This window comes from Paraburkholderia sp. 35.1 (assembly GCF_050436525.1).
Classification (GTDB): domain Bacteria; phylum Pseudomonadota; class Gammaproteobacteria; order Burkholderiales; family Burkholderiaceae; genus Paraburkholderia; species Paraburkholderia tuberum.
Genome location: NZ_JBNDMJ010000003.1, coordinates 1,974,205 through 1,997,045, shown reverse-complemented (window position 1 = coordinate 1,997,045; position 22,841 = coordinate 1,974,205). Strand labels below are relative to the sequence as shown.

The following is a 22,841-nucleotide window of genomic DNA, read 5'->3' as shown; positions in this document are numbered from 1 at the left end:
GCATCTAGCCAGACTAACGTGTGACCTAAGTCACATGGTGGGACAGTCAGCATAACATTCGGTTCGCACCAACGAGGTGCACCGCAAATTACATACCATGAAGATTGCCATCCTCGACGATTACCAGGACGCCGTTCGCAAGCTCGACTGCTTTCAATTGCTGGCCGACCAGGAAGTCAAAGTATTCAACAATACCGTGCGCGGTCTCGGACAACTTGCGAGCCGTCTTGCGGAAGTCGACGCCCTCGTCCTGATTCGCGAACGTACCCGCGTCACGTCGCAGCTACTCGACAAGCTGCCGCGTTTGCGCATGATCAGTCAGACTGGCAAAGTGTCGAGCCACATCGATCTAGCGGCCTGTACCGAGCGCGGCATTGCCGTGCTCGAGGGCAGCGGTTCGCCGGTCGCGCCGGCCGAACTGACGTGGGCACTCATCATGGCCGCCCAACGGCGTATTCCGCAATACGTGGCAAACCTTAAACAGGGCGCCTGGCAACAGTCGGGGCTGAAGACGTCGGCGCTGCCGCCGAACTTCGGTTTGGGGCAAGTGCTGCGCGGACAGACGCTAGGGATCTGGGGCTACGGCAAGATCGGCCGACTCCTCGCTGGCTACGGCAAGGCGTTCGGCATGAACGTGCTGATCTGGGGCCGCGAGCACTCGCGCGAAGCCGCTCGAGCCGATGGTTACAGCGTCGCGGCGAGTCGTGAGGAACTGTTCGAGACCAGCGATGTGCTGTCCCTGCATCTGCGTCTGCACGACGACACGCGTGGCATCGTCAAGCAGGACGATTTGATGCGCATGAAACCGACCGCGCTGCTCGTGAACACGAGCCGCGCCGAGCTGCTCGAAGAGAGTGCGCTGGTGAACGCGCTGTCGCACAACCGTCCGGGGATGGTCGCGATCGACGTCTACGAAAGCGAGCCGATCCTGCAAGGCTACAGCCTGCTGCGCATGGAGAACGTGATCTGCACGCCGCACATCGGCTACGTGGAGCGGGAGAGCTACGAGCTGTATTTTTCGGCGGCGTTCAACAACGTCCTCGCGTTCGATGCCGGCGATACCGCCAGTGTCGCGAATCCGGAGGCGTTGCAGGGCGGCCGTCGGCGGTAATTGGTGGGCGTGGCCGGCCGGCGGATCAGCTGTGTGCCCGCCCCACCGCGTCGCTCATCGCGCTTCGTGCGCTCCCGCCCCCATCAATGCAGGGATGCGTTCAAGGAAGACCTCACCGTCGGCACGGCCAAGGTTATAGGCGTGCACCATCTGCGACTGACTCGTGTAATCCCAACTCGAAATCGGCACCTTGCGCGACGGTTGCACGTAAAGCCGCTGCTGCACGCCGTGTGGCACGACGAACATCTGCGGCCGCGGATAAAGACGCGTGACCATCACGAGCACGTTGCCCGGCGCGTCGGCATCTAGCGCGCCGACCGGCACGTTGTCGACCATGCCGCCGTCCAGCACCGGCCGGCCGTTGCGCCGCAGAACCGGCGTGAACGGCGGTGTACTCGACGATTGCAGGATCAGGTCGGCCAACTCGGCGACGCTCGCGCAATCCTGCGCGCGCACGAATTCCGGATGAAAGCCAAGCGTCCGACCGAGCGTCGGATGCAGCGTCTTGCGCACGTATTTTTCGATGTTGTACGCGACCAGCCCTGCCGCGACCGCACTTCTCGCGCCGAGCCAGCGCGGCAGATGCGACACGCCGATGCGGATTTCCGGCGCCTGCGCGAGCCTGGAAAACTTGTCGCCATAGATATCGAGCAGCGCCTGACGGTAGATCCGGTAATGCGGGAACACCGACTCGCCGCGCAGCAGATTGCCCCAGTAGGCGTTGCGCGTGTTATGGCGCAGTGCGTCTTCGTAATAGCGCATAACCCAGTCGGCGTCGCCGCGCGTGTAAATCATGCACGCGGTTGCGGCGCCGGCCGAAATGCCGGTGATCACGCGCGGACGGATGTCGAGCTGCGGCTGCACGACGTCCCAGAAACCCGCCTGCCACCAGCAGCGGTTGCCGCCGCCCGCGAATACGACCTGATCGAACATGCTGCTTTTCCTTGCTTTCCTTTGCTCTTGCTGCGCGCAGATTGTGTTGGCGGCCCCCTCGGGTCCGACGCGCATTCACTCGAGCAGCGCGTAAGTCGTAGTGGCTTGAACCGCCATGTTGCCGCCTTCGTCGAACAGTTCGACTTCGCCAAACACGAGATTGCGGCCCATGCGCAGCACGCGCGCCTTGATCAGCACATCGCCCTTGCGGACCGCGCGCATGAAGTTGATGTTCAGCGACACCGTGCTCATCGGCTTGAAGCCGCCGAGCGCGGCGGTGATGGCGACGACCATCGCCGTATCCGCGGCCGCCATGAATACCTGGCCGCTGATCATGCCGCCCGAGTGTCGCCACTCGCCAGAGAACGGCAGACGCAGCGTGGCACTTTCCTCGTCGACCTTGATCGGCGTCAACGTGAGCGCCCGGACCCATGGGGCGAGAACTCGGTCGAGCAGCTCGGTAATCTCTTTGTCATCCATGGGAATCCCCGGGCGAAAGTCGCGATGCTGCGTGCGGGAGGTGTCCGCGACATGATACCGGCAGCGTTGGACGCGTCGATATTTTCGGGATGGCGGCTTTGTCGAGGGAACGCTCAAGTTCGGGCGATGCGATCTTTTTAATAACACTGCGAAAAGGGCTTGGCAATCTCAAAAAGATCCTGCATAATTCCGCTTCTGTTGGGGGCGTTAGCTCAGTTGGTAGAGCAGCGGACTCTTAATCCGTAGGTCGAGTGTTCGAGTCACTCACGCCCCACCAAAGAATTCAAGGGCTTAGCTTCGGCTAGGCCCTTTTTCTTTGCTCCGCAATAACGGCGATGCTCCGCAAATCCAACTAGCAATACCCACATCAGCAGCCCGACAAGGCCATGGGACCGAAGGCAGGGAAGCTCGCGTCCCCTACCAATCATCCCTGCGGTTTTCGGGATTCGCGGCCTCCCGCAAGGCAGGTGTTATCCACCGAATCCCCGCCTATCATCAAACGAGTGAATCGGTCCGCACAAGTTTGAAGCGATCTGACAATGACATGTCCGGCGCCAAATTGACGATTTCGAGCTCGCCGTTTTCAACGGTCTCGACCGCTCGGTCGCGAAGAAACAGTTCGGGATCGCAGTGCTCGTGAGGGTCGAGGTCAGTGGCGATCAGCGGAAAAATGACCCTCAGTGGACCACTGGTCGCGCGGTTGATCGTCGCTTCACCCAAAATCATCAAGCATCCGAAGCTTGTTGGCTCAGAGGTCATGATCCCGGTCGGTAGTCGACGCTGTCCACTGAGAAGTCTGAAATGGTGCTCGGTCTGCAACTTGCAGCTTGCCAGGTTCCCGTTCGCAAGCAGAAATTCCGTGTTTGATACAAGACAAAGAATCGCGAGCGATATACGGTCCGCTTGGGCGTCCCAAGCCGCATCGTCAAAATTGACGTTTTGCGCATGCAAAACATCCTTCAGGTCTCTGTGGAAATCGCGGATATGGAAGGCCGCTCGTGAATGGATGAATCCCGTCACAAACTGAAGAGCAGCGAACAGCTCAGTGCCGCCTTTGTTGTTTCGTAAGCTGCATGTACCCAATTTCTTATCAACCGCGAAATTGCTCTCGATTTTTTTATGAGAGTTGCATGACTCATCTTATGGTCTGTTTTCAGCAGGCGCTCATCCGATAGCCGTGTTTGCGAAAGAAACAACCGATAGATGTACGCGGGGAAAGGCTCGCGAACGTCCAACGGACGTTTTTCTGCAACATATTCCCGGAAAAACTGTATCGAATCAACGAATGCTGTGATGGACTGCTGCGCCAGACCCCTATCACGCGCATCTGAGTGGGCAACGAAGTTCGCCACCTCAAGGAAAACCGTCTTATCCACTGCATAGGGGCGAAGCTTCATGAGCAGGTTGTCGACATCGTTCGCATCGAAGCGACCGGTCTGGATTCGTTCAATGATTTGGTTCAGCTTGGCAAGATCCTTGAGCTGCAGCGGCATGTGGTCTCCCGAACAGTGCGAGGCAGTTTAGCGCCAAGCGAACATTTGGTGGTGGTGAATTCCTCGGCATTTATCCCCGTTTCTAATGCCCTGCAGATCATCCCCAGAGCTATCGAGTCGGCTCAACTTTGTCACCTTTTCGTTCCCGAACGTAATGCTCGGCCACCGCCATTACCGACGTGCAAATCAAGGAGCGCCAGCACAGTGGCGTAGCGAGCCACGAAAACTCCACACACAACCTGCACCAAGGCAACAGTGGCGGCATAACCGTGAAATCGACAACCGGCGCGAGGTAGCACGTCGCGGAAATCAGAAAGGGTTGCACGCGAAAGCGTCGCAACCCTTCTTCATTTCCGGCGCAGAAAAATCAGGAGCGACCGGTCACCCAACTCCCATCTGCGCGACCCTATTCCTGCCACCGGCCTTTGCCGTATACAACGCCTCATCGGCAGCCCGAACGACGACGCTGACATCCGTCACCCGATCCGAGCGCGACGTGGTCGCGCCGATGCTGACCGTCACGCGACCGAACTCGCCGCCCTGGTGCGCGATGCCCAACTCGCCGATCGCCACGCGGATGTTCTCGCCGACCACCCCGGCACCGGCGGCGTCGGTATCCGGCAGCACCACGACAAACTCCTCGCCGCCGTATCGACCGACGCAATCGCCCGGCCGCTGGATCACCCTGCGGATGCAGCGCGCGACCGCGGTCAGCGCGACGTCGCCGGCCTGATGACCATACGTATCGTTATAGGCTTTGAAGTGATCGATATCGACGAACAGTAGCGACAACACGCTGCCCGTGCGGCGCGCGCGCAGCCATTCGCGCTCGAGCGTTTCACACAGCGCGCGGCGATTGGGCAGGCCGGTGAGTCCGTCCGTGCCGGCAAGCCGTTCGAGCTCGTGCTCCACCCGCTGCCGCCGCCGCAACTCGGCGCCGAGCCACGCCGCCAACACGATCACGCCGATCCCGAAGATCAGCATCAGCGAACCGATCGTCAGCGCGCGCCCCCACCAGCCCGCATAGATATCGTCGGTCGCCTCGGCGACCAGCACGATCAGCGGCAATTGCGGAATCCGTCTGAACGAGTAAAGCCGCTCGGCGCCATCGAGCGGCGAAGACGCGATTAAGCTGCCCTCGTCTTTCGCGAGCAGGTGCTGGAAGAACGCCGTCTTGCTAATGTCGCTGCCCGTCACGTGTCGATCGTCGGGCCGTCGCACGATGATCGTGCCGTCCGTTCTGACGATCGACACCGAGCCATGCTGCCCGATCCGCAGATCCGCGAACAGGCTCGTGAAATACTCCTGATCGATACCGAGCGCGACGATTCCCGCAAACGATCCGTCAGGCCGGGACAGTCGCCGGCTCAGCGCGATGCTGCGCGAACCGGATCTGAGTCTCGAGTTGTACGGCGCGCTGACATCGAGCCCGAGATCCGGATCTTCACGATGAATCGTGAAGTACGGACGGTCCGAGAGGTTTCCCCCGCGCGGCACGTCGCTATCCGAATCGATCACGACGTTGCCCAGTGCGTCGATCACCACCATCGCGCCGACGTATTGCCCGGTCGCCGCGCGATCGAACAGGATCTCGCGCCGCAAACGCGGCGAATCGAGCACGCCCGGACGCCCGAGGCCATCGGCGACGGCCTGCAGCGACAGCGCGTACAGCTCGAAATTGCGCGCGATGTCGCGCTCGGTGATCGTCGCGACATCGCGCGTCGAATCGAGTGCGCGCGCAATCGCATCCTCGCGGCTCTGATACAGCGCGTAGCCACACAGCGCGAGCATTGCGAGCACCACACCGCATCCCGCGTAGATGACGCCATCGCGTGGCATCCGCCATCTGCGCGCCCGTGCGATCAGGACGCGAAACCGGGCCTTTCTTTTGTGGATCATGTGCTCTGCGTTTCCAACGGCGGGACTCAGTTTGTCGAAGTGCTCACTACGCTTCCGGTTTGTTGAGACAGAGCACCAGCAGATAGCGAATCCATCCGCAAGTGGAATCACGCATTTTCGAGGCTTCGGACTGTTTATCGGGCCGAATAATCGCCCGCTACATAGGGGCATATCATAAGTTTCGATAAATAGAATTTACCTGATAATTCAAAAATCGTTGTTCCTCGGTAACGTTTGCGCGTATTTCTTTTCTAAATTCAGACGCGTGTTTGTTATCGAATCATCGCGTCATCGCCTAATGTTTTTGTGAACCGTTGAAGCCGCAGCGGTTTTACCTTCTTATCGATTGGGCAATTTCCTTCAATACATGCCCTCGCCGCCTCGTTACCGTTGAGCGTCGCAATCCATTCGCACACTCACGTTCGAGGCATCCGATGACCGCATTACTCCCGATGGCCGCGTTCGCGCTCGCCAGTTCCATTTCTCCCGGCCCGGTCAACGTCGTCGCGCTGAGCGCCGGCGCGCAGCACGGGCTCGCCGCGAGTCTGCGGCACGTCACTGGCGCGACGGTCGGTTTCACGTTGCTGCTTCTGTTGATCGGCCTCGGCCTGCACGAATTGCTCGCGCGCTTTCCCAATCTGATCGAGATCGTCAAATGGGCGGGCGTGGGCTTTCTGCTCTATATGGCCCACAAGCTCACCATCGATGACGGCCAGCTCGGCGCGGACAAGCCGGCGCGCGGGCCGTCGTTCGCGCAAGGCGCGGCCATGCAATGGCTCAATCCGAAGGCGTGGCTCGCGTCGCTGGCCGGCATGGGCGCGTATGCGGCAGGCGGCGACGGCGGGCTCGTCTGGCAATTCACGACGCTGTACTTCGTGATCTGCTATCTATCGATCGCGAGCTGGGCGTATGCCGGCACGTTTTTGCGCAGGCATCTGCGTGAAGCGAAGCGGGTCCGGGCGTTCAATCGCGTGATGGCGGCGCTGCTCGCGCTCAGTGCGATGTATCTGCTCGTGGAGTGACGCGAGCCGCGCCTGCTTCCTGAGGCGGCTTCATGCCGCGTCACGCTCCGCTGCGATATTGGCCCGGCGTCGCCGCCACCAGCCGCTTGAAGGTGCGCTGCAAATGCGCCTGATCGGCGAAGCCGGCATCGAGCGCGACATCGGCGATCAGTGCGCCGCGCCGCAGTTGCGCGCGACTGTACTGGATGCGTCGGTTGATCAGATACGCGTGGGGCGTCATGCCGTAGCGCAGCTTGAACGCGCGTATCAGGTGCGACGCGGACAGCCCGGCGGCTTCGCACACATCGTCGAGTTTCAGCGCACGCCGTCGAACAGCGCGGCGTCGAGCGTCATGATCTGCGAAAACGCGCGGAACGCATGATTCTCGTTGAAGCCCAGCTCGTGCTGCAGTTTCGTGAACCATGCAACGTCGACGTGCAGCATCCGATACGACCACCGCTCACCGGCAACCGGGTTGCACGCGTGCACATCGTCGGGGCTCATCATCACGACGGCGCCCGCGCCGACCCATTCCCGCGCGTGGCGGTTCAGGTACACGCTGCGGCCTCCCGTCACCGCGCCGATCGAAAACGTTTCGTGCGAATGTTTGGCGTAGCAGACCTTGCGGCCATCGTCGATGGAACGCGCCTCGATGAACGGCAGCGCCGCGCTGCGCCAGAAGCGCGGCGCGTCTGCGCCATTTGCGCGTGCGGTGTTCGCAGCGCTTGCCGCTTCGATCGTCTCGCTCATGCGCACTCTCCGGTTGATCCGCCGACTTCGCCGTTGTCTCCGACTTCGCGAAGCCTACGTATCGTAGCCGTCAAACGCATGGCCAACAAGCGAACGCGCGGCGCCGCTCGCAAACGGCGCCGCCGCCCGAACGCGACGCGATTACTTCGCGCTGACGTCGATATTGCCGAGATATTTCGCGGCGAGCGTCTTCACCGTGCCGTCGGCTTGCACCTTCGCGATCGCGGCGTTCAACTGATCGCGCAGCGCGGTATCACCCTTGCGAATGCCGTATGCGATGCCGCTGCCGAGAATCTTGTCGTCACGCACAGGCTGACCGACGAACGCGTAGCCCTTACCTTCGGGCTTCGACAGAAAGCCCGTTTGTCCGGCCGGTGCGAGCACGAGCGTGCCGTCGAGACGGCCAGCCGTCAGATCGGCATAGACCTGGTTCTGATCCTGATACGGCAGCACGATCACGCCGGCCGGTTCCCAATGCACCTTAGCGAAGGTCTCCTGAATCGAGCCTTGCAGTACGCCGATGCGCTTGCCCTTCAGCGACTCGGGCGTCGGCTGCAAACCGCTGTCGCTGCGCGCGATCAGCTGCGACGGCACGCGATAGACGACGGTCGTGAAATCGATCGCCTGGCGGCGCTGCTCGGTCGCGTTCATCGCTGAATTGATCGCGTCGAACTTGCGGCCTTGCAGCGCCGGAATCAGGCCGTCGAACGAGGTTTCGACCCACTTGCACGTCATGTGCGCGGCAGCGCAGACCGCGTTGCCCACGTCGATATCGAGCCCTTGCAGTTCGCCGTTCGGTCCTTTCGACTCGAACGGCGGGTACTGCGCTTCGACGCCGAAACGCAGCGTCGCGGTATCGGCGGCGCTTGCCGCCGACGATGTTGCGAGCGACGCGCCGGCACAGGCCAGCGCCAACAAGCACTTGAGCAACTTCATGACATCTCCCTTCATTCTTCGAATACTTTGACGACTTCGATACTTTGAGTGTGCTCTCGCCCGCTCAGATTTCACACAAACGCCGCGCGCCTTCGAGCAGCGTTGCGTCGTCCTTCGAGAAACTCAGGCGAATCAGCCCCGAATCCGTGCCGTCGGTGTAGAACGCCGACAACGGAATCGTCGCGACGCGCGCATCGCGGATCAGGCGCAGCACGAAATCGCTGTCGCTTTCATCGGAGAAGCCGCGGAACCGGGCGAGCATAAAGAAACTGCCTTCGCTCGGCAACAGCTCGAAGCGCGATTCGCGCAGCGCATGCGCGAGCAGATCGCGTTTCTTCTGATAGAAGTCGGACAGGCCGAGGTAGCTGTCGCGATTGGCGAGCGCGTCGACGAACGCGTGTTGCATCGGCGTATCGGCGGAGAACACCATGAACTGATGGACCTTGCGGATCTCGTCCATCAGCGCGGCGGGCGCGAGGCAGTAGCCGACGCGCCAGCCGGTCACGTGGTACGACTTGCCGAACGACGACACGATCACGCTGCGCTCGGCGAGTTCCTGATGGCGCGCCATGCTCTGATGCTTCGCGTCGTCGAACACGACGTGTTCGTAGACCTCGTCGGACAGAATCACGATGTCGGTGTTGCGCGTGAGCGCCTTCAGCCGCTCGATATCGGCGTCGCTAAAAATCGTCGCGGTCGGATTGTGCGGTGTGTTGACGATGATCATGCGCGTCTTCGGCGTGATCGCGGCGGCGACTTCATCCCAGTTCACGCGGAAGTGATCGAGCGACAGCTTGATCGCGACCGGCTTCGCGCCCTGCAGGCGCACGATCGGACCGTAGCTGTCGAACGACGGCTCGAAGTAGATCACTTCGTCGCCCGGATGCACGAGCGCGCTGATCGTCGAATAAAGACCTTCGCTCGCGCTCGCGAGCACGGTCACCTCGCTGGCGGGGTCGTAGCGCACGCCGTACAGCGTTTCGACCTTGTCGGCGAGCGCGTCGCGCAGCGCGCCGATGCCGGCCATCGGCGCGTACTGGTTGTGGCCGGCGCGCATCGCCTGCGCGACGCCGTCGACGAGCTTCGGGTCCGGCGCGAAATTCGGCGCGCCCTGCGACAGGTTCAACGCATCGTGTTGCGCGGCCAGTTGGCCGATCACGGTAAAAATGGTGGTGCCGACGTCCGGCAGTTTCGAGCGGGCTTGCATGGCGCTCTGCATAAGACTTTCTCCCTATCTACACCCGCCGGCGGCCGCGCGAATGGCGGCGGCGGGGCGTTACTTCCGGTGGGGTGATTAGGCATCAGCCAAAGAACGCTCACAATCGAAACTTTGTCATGCGCGGCATGCGTTTTCTTCATGGCTCGCGCGAAGCCGCTCGACGCAGGCCTAAGCCGGCGGGTTCATGGTTTACGGGGACGCGGTGTGGATTTCGGGGAATGCGGGTAACTGCGTAGGTATGAAGGAATGTGATGCTGAGCGGCCCGGTCGCGAAAACGGCCGCTAACGCGGCCGTTTTTCGAGTTATTGGACTTTCAATGAAAGCCGGAGCTTCGGGTGAATCAAGCTTCATCCATCAAACGAACCTTGACCTTGCGCCCCTTCAGCTTGCCCGCGCTGAGCCGGCGCACCGCCTCGCGCGCGATGCTGCGCTCCACCGCGACATAGGTCGACATGTCGGTCACGTTGATCTTGCCGATCTGCGAGCCCGCGAAGCCGGCGTCGCCGGTCAGCGCGCCGAGCACGTCGCCGGGACGGATCTTGTCCTTGCGGCCGCCGAGGATCTGCAGCGTTTCCATCGGCGGCAGCAGCGGTTCGTTGTTGCCCGCCTTCAGCTCGGCCAGCTTGTGCCATTCGACGTCGCGCTTGTGCGCCTGCTCGATCCCACCGACGCGCCCCATCTCGTTCATTGTCGCGAGACTCAGCGCCCAGCCTTCCTGATCGGCGCGGCCCGTGCGGCCGATGCGATGCGTGTGCACTTCCGGGTCCGGCGTCACGTCGACGTTGATCACCGCTTCGAGTTGCGCGATGTCGAGGCCGCGCGCGGCGACGTCGGTTGCGACGAGCACCGAGCAGCTGCGGTTCGCGAACTGGATCAGCACCTGATCGCGCTCGCGCTGATCGAGTTCGCCGTGCAGCGCAAGCGCATGGAAGCCCTGCGCGCGCAGCACGTCGAGCAGATCGCGGCACTGCTGCTTCGTGTTGCAGAACGCGATCGTGCTGACCGGACGATAGTGATTCAACAGCAGACCGACCGCGTGCAGACGTTCGTCTTCGGTCACTTCGTAGAAGCGCTGACGGATCTTGCTGTCGTCGTGCCGCTCGGCGAGTTTGACTTCCTTCGGGTTTCGCAGGAATTGCTGGCTCAGCTTCGCGATGCCCTCAGGGTACGTCGCCGAAAACAGCAGCGTTTGGCGCTCTTTCGGGCATTGCCTTGCGACCTTCGCGATGTCGTCGAAGAAACCCATGTCGAGCATGCGGTCGGCTTCGTCGAGCACGAGCGTGTTCAGCGATTGCAGATCGAGGCTGCCGCGTTCGAGGTGATCCATGATGCGGCCCGGCGTGCCGACCACGACGTGCGCGCCATGTTCGAGGCTCGCCGTCTGCGGACGCATCGGTGTGCCGCCGCACAAGGTCAGCACCTTGATGTTTTCTTCCGCGCGCGCGAGACGGCGGATTTCCTGCGTGACCTGATCGGCGAGTTCGCGCGTCGGGCACAGCACCATTGCCTGGGTGCCGAATTTGCGTACATCGAGGCGCGCGAGCAGCGCCAGCGAAAACGCCGCGGTCTTGCCGCTACCGGTTTTCGCCTGCGCGATCAGATCTTGACCGGCGAGCGCGATCGGCAGGCTCGCGGCCTGGATCGGCGTCATCTCGACGTAGCCGAGCTGCGTCAGGTTCGCGAGCGTGGCGGGCGGTAGCGGCAGCTCGCTGAATGCGGCGCCGGCGGGGGTTGGACTGTTCATAGGATCGTCTGTAGGAATCGAGATTACTCGGCCATCGGGCCCTGATCGGGGCGGCCCGGCAACTGCTCGTACAGCACCGCGCCGTTGTCGCCGTCGAAACGCTCGACGTAATTGCGCGCGCCGCACAGCGGGCAGCGGAACAGCAGCCCCTGGCCTTCGTTCTTGATGACGACGTCGGATTGCTCCCACTGCGCGCCGCAGGACTGATTTCTACAGGTGAACACGTTGATTCTCCAACTGGATTCGATGATCGATCGGCAAGGTCGCACATGCGGCCTTGCCGTGTATGGGGTTGCCGCGCCGGCGCTGCGTCGTGACGCGATAGCGCTCGACGGCAAGCATGGCGTCAGCCGAGATGCGTATGCCGCGGACGCGGCACGGCCACATCCATGTCGGTCAGGCCGTGCACGATGCCGCAGTCTTCGACCGGATGCTCGCCGTGGCATTGGTCGCGCAGCGTCGTCAGTTGCGCCTTCAGCTGCTGCAGTTCTTCGATACGCGTGTCGACGTGCGCGATGTGCTCGTCGACCAGCGTATGCATGCCGCCGCAGCCGTTCGCCGGCGCGTCGGTCAGACGCAGCAATGCGCGGATTTCGTCGTGAGTCATGTCGAGCGCGCGGCAATTGCGGATAAAGCGCAGGCGCTCGACATGCTTTGCCGTGTAACTGCGGTAATTGGCTTCGGTGCGCTCCGCCTCGGGCAGCAGGCGCTCTTTCTCGTAGAAACGGATGGTTTCCGTCGTGCAATGGGCGATTTTCGCCAGTTCGCCGATTTTCATGGACCCTTCCTCCACGCGGCCTTGACCTTGTAGTGGCTTCAGGGTGTTTACTAGACCACAAATCGCACGAGGAAGCCACCAATGCCTGACAGCAGCCGTATTGCCACCGATCGTCCGGAACTGGACGAGGCCTGTATGCACGGGGGTTGCGGCGACGTTGATGCGCGGCGCGACCATGATCACGACCACGCCCATGATCACGCTGCTGTCGCTTGCTGCGCCGCTAGCGCTTTTGCGCCTGCGTCGCTGCGCCTGCCTCCGTCCGAAGCCCTCGACGACGACCTTCGCACCGCAATCCGCATCCTGCAGATGGACTGCCCGACCGAGGAAGCGCTGATCCGCAAGAAACTCGGCCGTATGCCGGTCGTGCGTAGCATGGACTTCAACCTGATGCAGCGCGTGCTGACTGTCGTCCACGCGCCGGAGGCGCTCGGGTCGGTCCTCGCCGCCCTGCGCTCGCTCGACTTCACGCCCGAACTGGCAAGCGACGCCGGAAAGGGTGGGAACGCCGACGCGGTGCCCCAAGCAGCCACTGACGCAATGCGTAAGCCGTGGTGGCCCCTGATCCTCGCCGGCATCGTCGCGGGAGCCTCAGAAGCCGCTAGCTGGCTCGGCGCGCCGGCCTGGGTGGTGGCGGGTATGGCGGTCGTCGCGATTGCCTCCTGTGGCCTCACGACATATCGCAAGGGCTGGGTCGCGCTGCGCAACGGCAACTTGAACATCAACGCGCTGATGAGCATCGCCGTGACCGGCGCGGCGCTGCTCGGCCAGTGGCCCGAAGCCGCAATGGTGATGGTGCTCTTCACGATCGCCGAGCTGATCGAGGTGCGCTCGCTCGACCGCGCGCGCAACGCGATCGAAGGGCTCCTGCGGCTCACGCCCGAACAGGCCAGCGTGCAGCAGCCCGATGGAGCGTGGCAGCCCGTCCGCGTCGACGCGATCGTGCCCGGGACGCTCGTGCGCGTGAAGCCGGGCGAGCGGATCGCGCTCGATGGCGAAATCGTCGCGGGCCGCTCGAGCGTCGATCAGGCGCCGATCACCGGCGAGAGCCTGCCCGTCGACAAGGCGATCGGCGACGCCGTATTCGCCGGCACGATCAACCAGGCGGGCTCGTTCGATTATCAAGTGACGGCGGCCGCCGGCAACACGACGCTCGCGCGGATCATCCACGCGGTCGAGGAGGCGCAGGGCACGAAGGCGCCGACGCAGCGCTTCGTCGATGAATTCGCGCGCGTTTATACGCCGATCGTGTTCGCGATTGCGCTCGCCGTCGCTCTGGTCCCACCACTCGTGTTCGGTGGAGCGTGGCACGCGTGGGTGTACAAGGCGCTGGTGCTGCTCGTGATCGCGTGTCCGTGCGCGCTCGTGATTTCGACGCCGGTGACGATCGTCAGCGGGCTCGCGGCCGCGGCGCGCAAGGGGATTCTGATCAAGGGTGGCGTTTATCTCGAACAGGGTCGCAAGCTGACCCGGTTGGCGCTCGATAAGACCGGGACGATTACGCACGGGAAGCCAGTGCAGACGGAGTTTGAGGTGGTTGGTGACGCGCGTGAAACGTTCCGATACCGCACGCTCGCGGCAAGCCTCGGGGGCCGCTCCGACCACCCTGTTTCGATGGCGATCGCTGCTGCCGCCAATGACGACGGCGTCGAACACCTGCACGTCGATGCGTTCCAGGCGATCGCTGGACGCGGCGTGCGCGGCGATATCGACGGTATCGCGTACTGGCTCGGCAATCATCGCCTGGTCGAAGAGTTGAGCCGCTGCTCGCCGCAACTCGAAGCGCGTCTCGATGCGCTCGAACAGCACGGCAAAACCGTCGTGATGCTCGCCGATGCGCAGCGCGTGCTCGCGCTGTTTGCGGTCGCTGACACGGTGAAGGAAACGAGCCGCGCCGCCGTCGCCGAATTGCGGCGGCTCGGCGTCGGCACCACGATGCTGACCGGCGACAACCGTCATACCGCCGCGGCGATCGCGCAGCAGGTCGGCGTCGATGAAGCGCGCGGCGATCAGTTGCCCGAGGACAAGCTCGACGCGCTCACGCAATGGTCGAGCGATGGCGCGACGGTCGGCATGGTCGGCGACGGCATCAACGATGCGCCCGCGCTCGCGCGCGCTGACATCGGCTTCGCGATGGGTGCGATGGGTACCGACACCGCGATCGAAACCGCCGACGTCGCGTTGATGGACGACGATCTGCGGAAGATTCCGGCGTTTATCCGGTTGTCAAAGGCGACGTACGGGGTGCTGGTGCAGAACATCGCGCTCGCGCTTGGCATCAAGAGCGTGTTCCTCGTGCTGACGTTGATGGGCTTCGGCACGATGTGGATGGCGGTGTGCGCAGATGTCGGTGCGAGTTTGCTGGTAGTGGCCAATGGGTTGAGGTTGTTGCGCAAGTGAGTGGGCGTGCGAGGTTTACGCTCGTTGCTTCCTACGCTGAACCGTCGTTCACGGCAGGATGCGTCGGAGCGCTGGCTAGCAGCTCATCGCTGTCGTCTTTCAAGCCCACCCCTGTCAGTCTCAGCTTCCTCGCCTGCGTGAGCAGATAGTGCAGCTTGTGCGCGGCCTGCGGATAGTCGAGGCCTTGCGGGCGCACGTTGGAAATGCAGTTGCGCTGGGCGTCGCTGAACCCCGTTTTCGGCGCGTACGTGACGTAGATGCCAAGGCTATCCGGCGAACTCAAACCCGGTCGCTCGCCGATCAGCATCACAACGATTTTCGCGTCGAGCAATTCGCCGATCTCGTCGCCGAGTGCGACGCGCGCCTGACGCGCGACCACTACGGGACCGATGGTCCAACCCGCGAGCTTTGGATGTATAGCTTGCAGCAACGGTACAGCCTGCTTCGATGCGGCGAACGCCGATAGACCATCGCCGATCACAAACAGCACATCGCTTGATTGCGATGGCAGTCGGGCAAGCGTCGCGCGACTCTCCTCCGACAGACGCCGCCCAAGATCAGGGCGCCGCAAATAATGCTCGCGATCCGGCGCGGCGCTATGCACGTCGAGCGTGTTGAAACCTTGCGCGCGCAGTTGTGCGTGCAGCGGGTCCACGTCGAGCGGATGGTGCACGGCGTCGCGCGCCTGCGCATGCGCGAGATTGAACGCGAGCAATGGTGCGGTCGGGAGGCTGTTGCCCGCGCGGCCCAACGCGATGCGTGCCTGCGTAAACCGACGCAGTGCGCTCCACGGGTCCTTGTCGAGTGCGTCGTTCTCGCTCATGCGATCCCCATCCAGTCGCGCGCACCTTCGAGCAGCGGTTGCCGCGCCGATGGGCCGATCAACGCGCCGCGTGCGTCGATGATCTGCATCGACTCCAGCCATTCCTCGAATTCCGGCGCGCGGCGCAAACCGAGCACGTCGCGCACGTACAGCGCGTCGTGAAAGGACGTGCTCTGATAGTTGAGCATGACGTCGTCCGCGCCAGGTACGCCCATGATGAAATTGATGCCCGCTACGCCGAGCAGCGTCAGCAGATTGTCCATGTCGTCCTGGTCCGCTTCGGCGTGGTTCGTGTAGCAGATGTCGCAACCCATCGGCACGCCGAGCAGCTTGCCGCAGAAGTGATCCTCGAGACCCGCGCGCGTGATCTGCTTGCCATCGTACAAATACTCGGGGCCGATGAAACCGACTACCGTGTTCACCAGAAACGGCCTGAACTTGCGCGCGACCGCATAGGCGCGCGCCTCGCAGGTCTGCTGGTCAACGCCGAAATGCGCATCCGCCGACAACGCGCTGCCCTGCCCCGTTTCGAAGTACATCAGATTGCTGCCGACGGTGCCGCGTTGGAGCGACAGCCCCGCCTCGTACGCTTCCTGCAGCAGCGCGAGCGAAATGCCAAAGCTCGCGTTCGCTTTTTCGGTACCGGCGATCGACTGGAATACGAGATCGACCGGCGCGCCTTTTTCCATCGCGGCGATCGTGCTCGTCACGTGCGTGAGTACGCACGACTGCGTCGGTACCTGATAGCGCTGGCGGAAGTCGTCGATCATCTGCAGCAGCTTCGTGATCGCGGCGAGGTTGTCGCTCGCGGGGTTGATGCCGATCAGCGCGTCGCCGCAGGCGTACATCAGGCCGTCGAGCATCGAGGCGGCGATGCCTTTGACGTCGTCGGTTGGATGGTTCGGTTGCAGGCGTACGGACATGCGGCCCGGTAAACCGACCGTGTTGCGAAAGCGTGTGATGACCGGGCGTTTACGGGCGGCGGTGATCAGGTCCTGGTTGCGCATCAGCTTTGAGACGGCGGCGACCATTTCTGGTGTTAGGCCCTCGGTGATGCGGGTGAGTGCGTCGGTGTCGGTTGTGGTGCTGAGTAGCCAATTGCGGAAGTCGCCTACCGTCAGATGCGAGATTTCGGCGAAGGCTGCTGGCGAGTGATCGTCGATGATCAGGCGGGTGACTTCGTCGGTTTCGTAGGGGATCAGCGGTTCGTTCAGGAACGTGCGTAGCGGCACCTCGGCGAGCGCCATTTTGGCGGCGACCCGCTCTTCTTCGCTCGCTGCCGCGATGCTTGCGAGCTGGTCGCCCGAGCGTTGCGGGCTCGCTTTCGCGAGCAGGGTCTTCAGGTCGGCGAAGCGGTACGTGCGACTGCCGATCGACTCGGTGTAGCTCATGTTTGCGGCTCCATCGCCTCGCGAACGCGGGTAGGAATGGGAACGGCGGTTACATGCTGCAGGTTGCTTGCTGCCGGTGCTGGTGCTGCTCACTACACGATAGCGCCAAACGGCGGCAGCGTCACGTTGCGGAGATTGGGGCTGTTTGCCGATGCTGTGTTTGGCGCTCCTGCTCGCGTCCACGGGCGCGGTCAACAGGCGCTCAATCGCCTTTGTGCGCACCGCTTGAAATCCGCAGGATTTGGTAAACGGCCGACACTCGCTGACGTGATACTTTGTTCGCATCCTCTCGCGCCAATTTTCTGCGGTCCAGTCATGAACGAATCAGACCATCGGGCTCGATACGAGACGCGACTCGCACGCGTGCTCGACCATATCTACGATCACCTCGACGAACCGCTCGATATAGGACGGCTTGCGGAGATTGCGTGTCTGTCGCCGTATCACTGGCACCGGATTTATCAGGCGATGTATGGCGAGACGGTCGCGACGACCGTGCGGCGTTTACGGTTGCATCGCGCAGCGGGTTTTCTTGCGAGTAGTTCGATGCCGATTGCTCAGATTGCCGAGCGTTCGGGGTATAGCAGTTTGCAGTCTTTTTCGCGGACGTTTCGCGCGGTGTTTGGTGTGCCGCCGGCGCAGTATCGCAGGCAAGGCACGCATAGCCGGTTTCGTCCGGCGCTTTCAGGAGACGAACAGATGACGATGATTCGTGAGGTCGTGATTCGTTATGTGGAGTCGATGGAGATTTTGTCGGTCGATCATGTCGGACCTTATATGCAGATCGGAAAGGCTTTTGATGCTTTGTTGGTAAGCACCTCACGACGACCGTCGTAGACGACGGCGAGAAGCGACATCAAAGTGGTGCCCATCATTTTCGATTTGATGGACATCACTGTGACAGAGTCGGAAGCCAAGCCGGGTAGCCGCAAGGGACGCCCGAATTATGATCCCGAGTTTCGACGCCGGCTTGCGGCCGCGGCATGCGAGCCTGGTGCGTCGGTCGCGAAGCTGGCGCGGGACAATGGCATCAATGCAAACATGCTGTTCACCTGGCGGCGTCGCTATCGCGAGCAATTGCAGGCGGAAACGACGTCGCTGATTCCCGTGGCGGTGGTCCATGAAACGCCGCCGCAGCGCGTGACGATGCCCTCGGATGCAGGGGCCGTCGGCAACCGGACTACACGAGCCGGGACAATCGAGATCCGGTTCGGTGACCTGGTAGTCAAGGTGGACGGCATCGTCGACGCCGACACGCTACGCGTCGTGCTGGGCAGCGTGCGATCGTGATCTCTCTTCCCACGGGTACACGCGTCTGGCTGGTGGCAGGCGTCACCGACATGCGCTGCGGATTCCAGGGGCTGGCGGCGAAGGTGCAGACGGCGCTCGAGGACAATCCGCTGAGTGGCAACGTGTTCATCTTCCGGGGCCGGCGCGGCGATCTCGTGAAGGTCATGTGGGCGACCGAGGACGGGCTCTGGCTTCTTGCGAAGCGGCTTGAGCGGGGCCGCTTCGTCTGGCCGCAGGCCGATGGCGGCAAGGTCCATCTGACGGCGGCGCAATTGTCGATGTTGCTCGAAGGCATCGATTGGCGGCAGCCGCGTCGCACCGCTGCACTGTCGATGTTGTAAACCGAGCAGAAGACTCGTAAACTGCGCCGCATGTCGAACGGCGCCGAACTTCCTGACGATGTTGCAACCCTGCGAGCCTTGCTGGTCGAGGCTCGTGCCCAGCTTGCCGAGCGCGATCTGGAGATCGAGCAGCTCAAGGCGCAGCTCGACAAGCTTAGGCGTATGCAATTCGGGCGCAAGTCCGAGCAGTTGGACCGGGAGGTTGCACGGCTCGAAACCGCGCTCGAGGACTTGACGGGCGAGCGCGGCGTCTCTGATGTGCGGCGCGCCCGCCAATCAAGCGCGAGCACGCCTGTGGGCGACGCATCGCCGAAAGAAGCGCTGCCGCCGCATCTGCCACGCGAAGAACGCGTACTCGACGCCGACGCGACCTGCCCGAAGTGCGGCAGCGCCATGCAGCCGCTCGGAGAAGACGTGTCCGAGCAGCTCGCCCGCGTCGCGGCAATGTTCAAGGTGATTCGCACGATCCGGCGCAAGACGGTCTGTCCGTGCGGCCACCACTTCTCGCAGCCGCCGATGCCCGGCCTGCCGATTACGCGCAGCATCGCCCATCCGAGCCTGCTGGCCGACATCGTCGTCTCGAAGTACGCTGACCACGCCCCGTTGTACCGGCAGTCGCAGATTGCCGCGCGCGACGGCGTGAAGCTCGACCCGGCCAGCATGGGCCGCTGGGTCGGCCAGTGCGAGGCCCTTTGCGATGCACTGACCGAGGCACTGCGCCGCTACACGGTGGCACCGTCGAAGCTGCACGCGGATGACACGCCTATCCCGGTGCTCGAGCCGGGCAAGAAGAAGACGAAGACTGGGCGCCTGTGGGTGTATGTGCGCGATGACACCCGTTCGGGCTCGACCGAACCGGCCGCAGTGTGGTTTGCTTACTCGCCGGACCGCAAAGGCATCCATCCCCAGACCCATCTGGCCGGATTCGAGGGCATCCTTCAGGCCGACGCCTACAGCGGCTTCAACGAACTGTACGAGAGCGGCAAGATTCGCGAGGCTGCATGCTGGGACCACGCGAGACGGTACATATACGACGTGCATGCCCGAACGCCTACCGAGGCGACCCGGGAGGTGCTCGAGCTGATCGGTGCACTTTACGGCATCGAGGCGGACATCCGCGGCAAACCCGCCGCTGAACGGCTGCGCGTGCGGCAGGAGAAAAGCGTGCCGCTGCTGGCGACCATCAAGACGTGGATGACGGACAAGCTCGCAACGCTGTCGAAGAAATCCGAACTGGCCAAAGCGATCCGTTACTCGCTCAACCAGTGGGATGCGCTCGTGCTGTATTGCGAAGAGGGCCGTGCCGAGATCAGCAACGCCCTGGCGGAAAACGCGCTGCGCTGTGTGAGTCTGGGCCGCAAGAACTTCCTGTTCGCCGGCTCCGACAGCGGAGGCGAGCGGGCAGCCGCGATGTACGGTCTGATCGGCACATGCAAGCTCAACGGGATCAACCCGCGCGCCTACCTCGAATACGTCCTGACCCATATCGCTGACCATCCCATTAACCGCATCGACGAACTGTTGCCCTGGAACGTGGCCACGAAGCTGCCTCGGCAGTCTGGCCCATCGGCGTCTGCTGACACGTAACCCGATTCCCGATCATGCCTCACGCGGGCGCCGCGTTGCGGACGGCCGTCGCGAGGTGCTTACCTTTGTTGGGGTGGCTTGCGAAACATAATCTGCTGGAGGCGCAGATGCGGATGATCGGGGTTTACTTCGATGATCCGGGGGTGGTCGAGGAGAAGGCGTTGCGGTCGAAGGCGGGTGTGGTGTTGCCGGGGCCCGTGATGGCTGAAGTGGCTTCGGCTGTTGGGATGGGTGGGGCGGTTTCTGCTACGCGTATACGCAGTGGGGAATATGCGGTGTTGCGGCATGTGGGGCCGTATAGCGATATGCGAGCGGCTTATGAGTGGTTGTACGGGACCTGGCTCGTGCAGTCTGGGAGGGAGAGGTGGCGCCGAGAATTCGGACAGTTCGTTGAGTGGAAAAGCTGGGGCGTGAGTCGGTCATAATGGCCGGCGACAAGGAACCAGAAGATGACGAAACGAAACCGACGGACACACTCACCGGCGTTCAAGGCAAAGGTGGCACTCGCGGCGCTTAAGGGCGACAAGACGCTGGCAGAACTGGCCCAGCAGTTTGATGTCCATCCAAACCAGATCACGGACTGGAAGAAGCAACTGCAGGAGCGGGTTGCCGATGTGTTCGAAGCGGGCAACGCGGCGTCGGCGGCACCGCCCGTTGACGTGAAGGTGCTGCACGCGAAGATTGGGCAGTTGACGCTGGAGAACGATTTTTTAGAAAGCGCGCTCAGCAAGGCGGGACTGCTGGGCGTAAGGCGATGATCGATCGTGATCACGCCCTGCCGATGACACAGCAGGCCCGGCTGGTAGGCATCAGCCGGTCGAGCGTCTATTACCGATCGCGTGGCGTCAGCGAAGCGGATCTGAAATTGATGCGCCGGATTGACGAGCTTCACCTTGAGCATCCATTTGCAGGGGCGCGAATGCTGGCACGGCTGCTGCGTCGCGAAGGCATCAAGGTCGGACGCAGGCACGTCGGCACCCTGATGAAGCGCATGGGCATCGAGGCGTTGTATCGCAAGCCCAACACGAGCCGCAAGCATGCGGCCCACAGGATCTGGCCGTACCTGCTGCGCAACAGGAAGATCGATCGGGCCAATCAGGTCTGGGCACTCGATACGAGCTACATCCCGATGGCGCGCGGCTTCGTTTATCTGACAGCCGTAGTGGACTGGGCGAGCCGTCGGGTGCTGGCACACCGGGTGGCGATCACACTGGAGAGTTGCCATGCTGTCGAGGCGCTGGAGGAAGCGTTTGCGAAATACGGGCTGCCTGAGATCGTCAACACGGATCAAGGCAGCCAGTTCACCGCAACCGAATTCACCGACGCGGTACTCAGCCGGAACGTTCTTCTGTCCATGGATGGAAAGGGTGCCTGGCGTGACAATGTGTTCGTCGAACGGGTGTGGCGCAGCGTCAAATATGAAGAGGTTTATCTGAAAGCATATGACTCGGTCAGCCACGCCCGCCGCTCAATCGGCAATTACCTGAACTGGTATAACCAGAACCGGCCTCATTCGAAGCTCGCCGACCAGACACCGGATGAAGCATACTTCGCGACGCTGCCAGCGATAAAATCGGCAGCTTGACTGCCTCAGCGATTCCACTTAAAAACTCGCAGATCCTGTCTGAACGAACGAGGCCACCTCTAAGCGGGCAACGCGGCGTCGGCGGCACCGCCCGTTGACGTGAAGGTGCTGCACGCGAAGATTGGGCAGTTGACGCTGGAGAACGATTTTTTAGAAAGCGCGCTCAGCAAGGCGGGACTGCTGGGCGTAAGGCGATGATCGATCGTGATCACGCCCTGCCGATGACACAGCAGGCCCGGCTGGTAGGCATCAGCCGGTCGAGCGTCTATTACCGATCGCGTGGCGTCAGCGAAGCGGATCTGAAATTGATGCGCCGGATTGACGAGCTTCACCTTGAGCATCCATTTGCAGGGGCGCGAATGCTGGCACGGCTGCTGCGTCGCGAAGGCATCAAGGTCGGACGCAGGCACGTCGGCACCCTGATGAAGCGCATGGGCATCGAGGCGTTGTATCGCAAGCCCAACACGAGCCGCAAGCATGCGGCCCACAGGATCTGGCCGTACCTGCTGCGCAACAGGAAGATCGATCGGGCCAATCAGGTCTGGGCACTCGATACGAGCTACATCCCGATGGCGCGCGGCTTCGTTTATCTGACAGCCGTAGTGGACTGGGCGAGCCGTCGGGTGCTGGCACACCGGGTGGCGATCACACTGGAGAGTTGCCATGCTGTCGAGGCGCTGGAGGAAGCGTTTGCGAAATACGGGCTGCCTGAGATCGTCAACACGGATCAAGGCAGCCAGTTCACCGCAACCGAATTCACCGACGCGGTACTCAGCCGGAACGTTCTTCTGTCCATGGATGGAAAGGGTGCCTGGCGTGACAATGTGTTCGTCGAACGGGTGTGGCGCAGCGTCAAATATGAAGAGGTTTATCTGAAAGCATATGACTCGGTCAGCCACGCCCGCCGCTCAATCGGCAATTACCTGAACTGGTATAACCAGAACCGGCCTCATTCGAAGCTCGCCGACCAGACACCGGATGAAGCATACTTCGCGACGCTGCCAGCGATAAAATCGGCAGCTTGACTGCCTCAGCGATTCCACTTAAAAACTCGCAGATCCTGTCTGAACGAACGAGGC

General features: G+C 62.3%; 21 protein-coding genes, 1 tRNA gene and 2 pseudogenes. 11 read left to right on the top strand and 13 right to left on the bottom strand.

What is annotated here, in order from left to right:
* Positions 1-97 precede the first annotated feature (97 nt).
* The gene (locus OKW27_RS29380) at positions 98-1,111 is read left to right on the top strand and encodes a D-2-hydroxyacid dehydrogenase family protein (RefSeq protein WP_429335564.1); all 1,014 of its coding nucleotides are present in this window, start codon (positions 98-100) and stop codon (positions 1,109-1,111) included.
* A gap of 54 nt (positions 1,112-1,165) precedes the next feature.
* Here the strand turns inward: OKW27_RS29380 and OKW27_RS29375 are convergent, their stop codons facing one another.
* Together OKW27_RS29375 and OKW27_RS29370 are read right to left on the bottom strand one after the other, a co-directional pair.
* Positions 1,166-2,044, bottom strand: coding sequence for a patatin-like phospholipase family protein (locus tag OKW27_RS29375; protein WP_429335563.1), 879 nt, complete (start codon positions 2,042-2,044; stop codon positions 1,166-1,168).
* A gap of 75 nt (positions 2,045-2,119) precedes the next feature.
* Positions 2,120-2,524, bottom strand: a complete 405-nt coding sequence (locus tag OKW27_RS29370) for a PaaI family thioesterase (protein ID WP_018418954.1) — start codon at positions 2,522-2,524, stop codon at positions 2,120-2,122.
* Positions 2,525-2,725: 201 nt separating this feature from the next.
* On the opposite strand from OKW27_RS29370, the gene OKW27_RS29365 reads away from it, so the two are divergent.
* Positions 2,726-2,801: transfer RNA gene (locus OKW27_RS29365), tRNA-Lys, on the top strand.
* Positions 2,802-3,019: 218 nt separating this feature from the next.
* On the opposite strand, the gene OKW27_RS29360 is transcribed toward OKW27_RS29365, so the two are convergent.
* From OKW27_RS29360 to OKW27_RS29350, 3 genes are all read right to left on the bottom strand, one after another.
* Entirely contained in the window at positions 3,020-3,544 is a 525-nt protein-coding gene (locus OKW27_RS29360) for a hypothetical protein (RefSeq protein WP_429335562.1), read from the bottom strand.
* A complete protein-coding gene (locus tag OKW27_RS29355) occupies positions 3,541-4,017 on the bottom strand; it encodes a hypothetical protein (RefSeq protein WP_429335561.1) in 477 nt (158 codons plus the stop codon). Before OKW27_RS29355 ends, OKW27_RS29360 begins: the two co-directional genes overlap by 4 nt.
* A 381-nt stretch (positions 4,018-4,398) precedes the next feature.
* Positions 4,399-5,856 (bottom strand): sensor domain-containing diguanylate cyclase, encoded by a 1,458-nt coding sequence (locus tag OKW27_RS29350; RefSeq protein ID WP_429335560.1) that lies wholly within the window; start codon positions 5,854-5,856, stop codon positions 4,399-4,401.
* A gap of 494 nt (positions 5,857-6,350) precedes the next feature.
* Here OKW27_RS29350 and OKW27_RS29345 point away from each other — a divergent pair, with 494 nt between their 5' ends.
* Positions 6,351-6,938 carry a LysE family translocator gene (locus OKW27_RS29345; protein WP_429335559.1) on the top strand — a complete coding sequence of 196 codons (588 nt, stop codon included), beginning with the start codon at positions 6,351-6,353 and terminating at the stop codon, positions 6,936-6,938.
* A gap of 40 nt (positions 6,939-6,978) precedes the next feature.
* On the opposite strand, the pseudogene OKW27_RS29340 reads toward OKW27_RS29345, so the two are convergent.
* The 6 genes and pseudogenes from OKW27_RS29340 to cadR all read right to left on the bottom strand — a co-directional run bounded on the left by OKW27_RS29340 (position 6,979) and on the right by cadR (position 12,345).
* Positions 6,979-7,667, bottom strand: a pseudogene (locus tag OKW27_RS29340) (AraC family transcriptional regulator).
* A 141-nt stretch (positions 7,668-7,808) separates the two neighbouring features.
* Positions 7,809-8,603, bottom strand: coding sequence for an ABC transporter substrate-binding protein (locus tag OKW27_RS29335; RefSeq protein ID WP_090802267.1), 795 nt, complete (start codon positions 8,601-8,603; stop codon positions 7,809-7,811).
* A gap of 64 nt (positions 8,604-8,667) precedes the next feature.
* Positions 8,668-9,822, bottom strand: coding sequence for a pyridoxal phosphate-dependent aminotransferase (locus OKW27_RS29330; RefSeq protein WP_429335558.1), 1,155 nt, complete (start codon positions 9,820-9,822; stop codon positions 8,668-8,670).
* Between the two features lie 341 nt (positions 9,823-10,163).
* Positions 10,164-11,567, bottom strand: coding sequence for an ATP-dependent RNA helicase DbpA (gene dbpA, locus OKW27_RS29325; protein WP_429335557.1), 1,404 nt, complete (start codon positions 11,565-11,567; stop codon positions 10,164-10,166).
* Between the two features lie 23 nt (positions 11,568-11,590).
* Positions 11,591-11,791, bottom strand: coding sequence for a hypothetical protein (locus OKW27_RS29320; RefSeq protein WP_090802271.1), 201 nt, complete (start codon positions 11,789-11,791; stop codon positions 11,591-11,593).
* Positions 11,792-11,913: 122 nt separating this feature from the next.
* Positions 11,914-12,345, bottom strand: coding sequence for a Cd(II)/Pb(II)-responsive transcriptional regulator (gene cadR, locus OKW27_RS29315; RefSeq protein ID WP_090802273.1), 432 nt, complete (start codon positions 12,343-12,345; stop codon positions 11,914-11,916).
* Between the two features lie 81 nt (positions 12,346-12,426).
* Between cadR and OKW27_RS29310 the strand changes: the two genes are divergently transcribed.
* Positions 12,427-14,745: a heavy metal translocating P-type ATPase gene (locus OKW27_RS29310; protein ID WP_429335556.1), complete on the top strand. Its 2,319-nt coding sequence runs from the start codon at positions 12,427-12,429 to the stop codon at positions 14,743-14,745.
* Positions 14,746-14,776: 31 nt separating this feature from the next.
* On the opposite strand, the gene eutC is transcribed toward OKW27_RS29310, so the two are convergent.
* Together eutC and OKW27_RS29300 are read right to left on the bottom strand one after the other, a co-directional pair.
* A complete protein-coding gene (gene eutC, locus OKW27_RS29305; RefSeq protein WP_429335555.1) occupies positions 14,777-15,568 on the bottom strand; it encodes an ethanolamine ammonia-lyase subunit EutC in 792 nt (263 codons plus the stop codon).
* Positions 15,565-16,959, bottom strand: a complete 1,395-nt coding sequence (locus OKW27_RS29300; protein ID WP_429335554.1) for an ethanolamine ammonia-lyase subunit EutB — start codon at positions 16,957-16,959, stop codon at positions 15,565-15,567. The genes eutC and OKW27_RS29300 overlap by 4 nt, the downstream gene beginning before the upstream one ends.
* A gap of 36 nt (positions 16,960-16,995) precedes the next feature.
* On the opposite strand from OKW27_RS29300, the gene OKW27_RS29295 reads away from it, so the two are divergent.
* The 7 genes and pseudogenes from OKW27_RS29295 to OKW27_RS29265 all read left to right on the top strand — a co-directional run.
* Positions 16,996-17,796 carry a helix-turn-helix domain-containing protein gene (locus OKW27_RS29295; protein WP_429335553.1) on the top strand — a complete coding sequence of 267 codons (801 nt, stop codon included), beginning with the start codon at positions 16,996-16,998 and terminating at the stop codon, positions 17,794-17,796.
* A 24-nt stretch (positions 17,797-17,820) separates the two neighbouring features.
* Positions 17,821-18,249 (top strand): IS66-like element accessory protein TnpA, encoded by a 429-nt coding sequence (gene tnpA, locus OKW27_RS29290; RefSeq protein ID WP_244144879.1) that lies wholly within the window; start codon positions 17,821-17,823, stop codon positions 18,247-18,249.
* 32 nt (positions 18,250-18,281) lie between these two features.
* Positions 18,282-18,590 carry an IS66 family insertion sequence element accessory protein TnpB gene (tnpB, locus tag OKW27_RS29285; RefSeq protein WP_429332363.1) on the top strand — a complete coding sequence of 103 codons (309 nt, stop codon included), beginning with the start codon at positions 18,282-18,284 and terminating at the stop codon, positions 18,588-18,590.
* A gap of 30 nt (positions 18,591-18,620) precedes the next feature.
* Positions 18,621-20,177: an IS66 family transposase gene (gene tnpC / locus OKW27_RS29280; RefSeq protein ID WP_429332362.1), complete on the top strand. Its 1,557-nt coding sequence runs from the start codon at positions 18,621-18,623 to the stop codon at positions 20,175-20,177.
* Positions 20,178-20,191: 14 nt separating this feature from the next.
* A complete protein-coding gene (locus OKW27_RS29275; protein ID WP_429335552.1) occupies positions 20,192-20,602 on the top strand; it encodes an AraC family transcriptional regulator in 411 nt (136 codons plus the stop codon).
* A 24-nt stretch (positions 20,603-20,626) separates the two neighbouring features.
* A protein-coding gene (locus OKW27_RS29270; RefSeq protein ID WP_429333642.1) for an IS3 family transposase occupies positions 20,627-21,762 on the top strand; the annotation gives its coding sequence in 2 pieces (ribosomal slippage) (positions 20,627-20,891 and positions 20,891-21,762; 1,137 coding nt in all).
* 72 nt (positions 21,763-21,834) lie between these two features.
* Positions 21,835-22,787: pseudogene (locus OKW27_RS29265) on the top strand (IS3 family transposase); the annotation flags it as partial.
* Positions 22,788-22,841 lie beyond the last annotated feature (54 nt).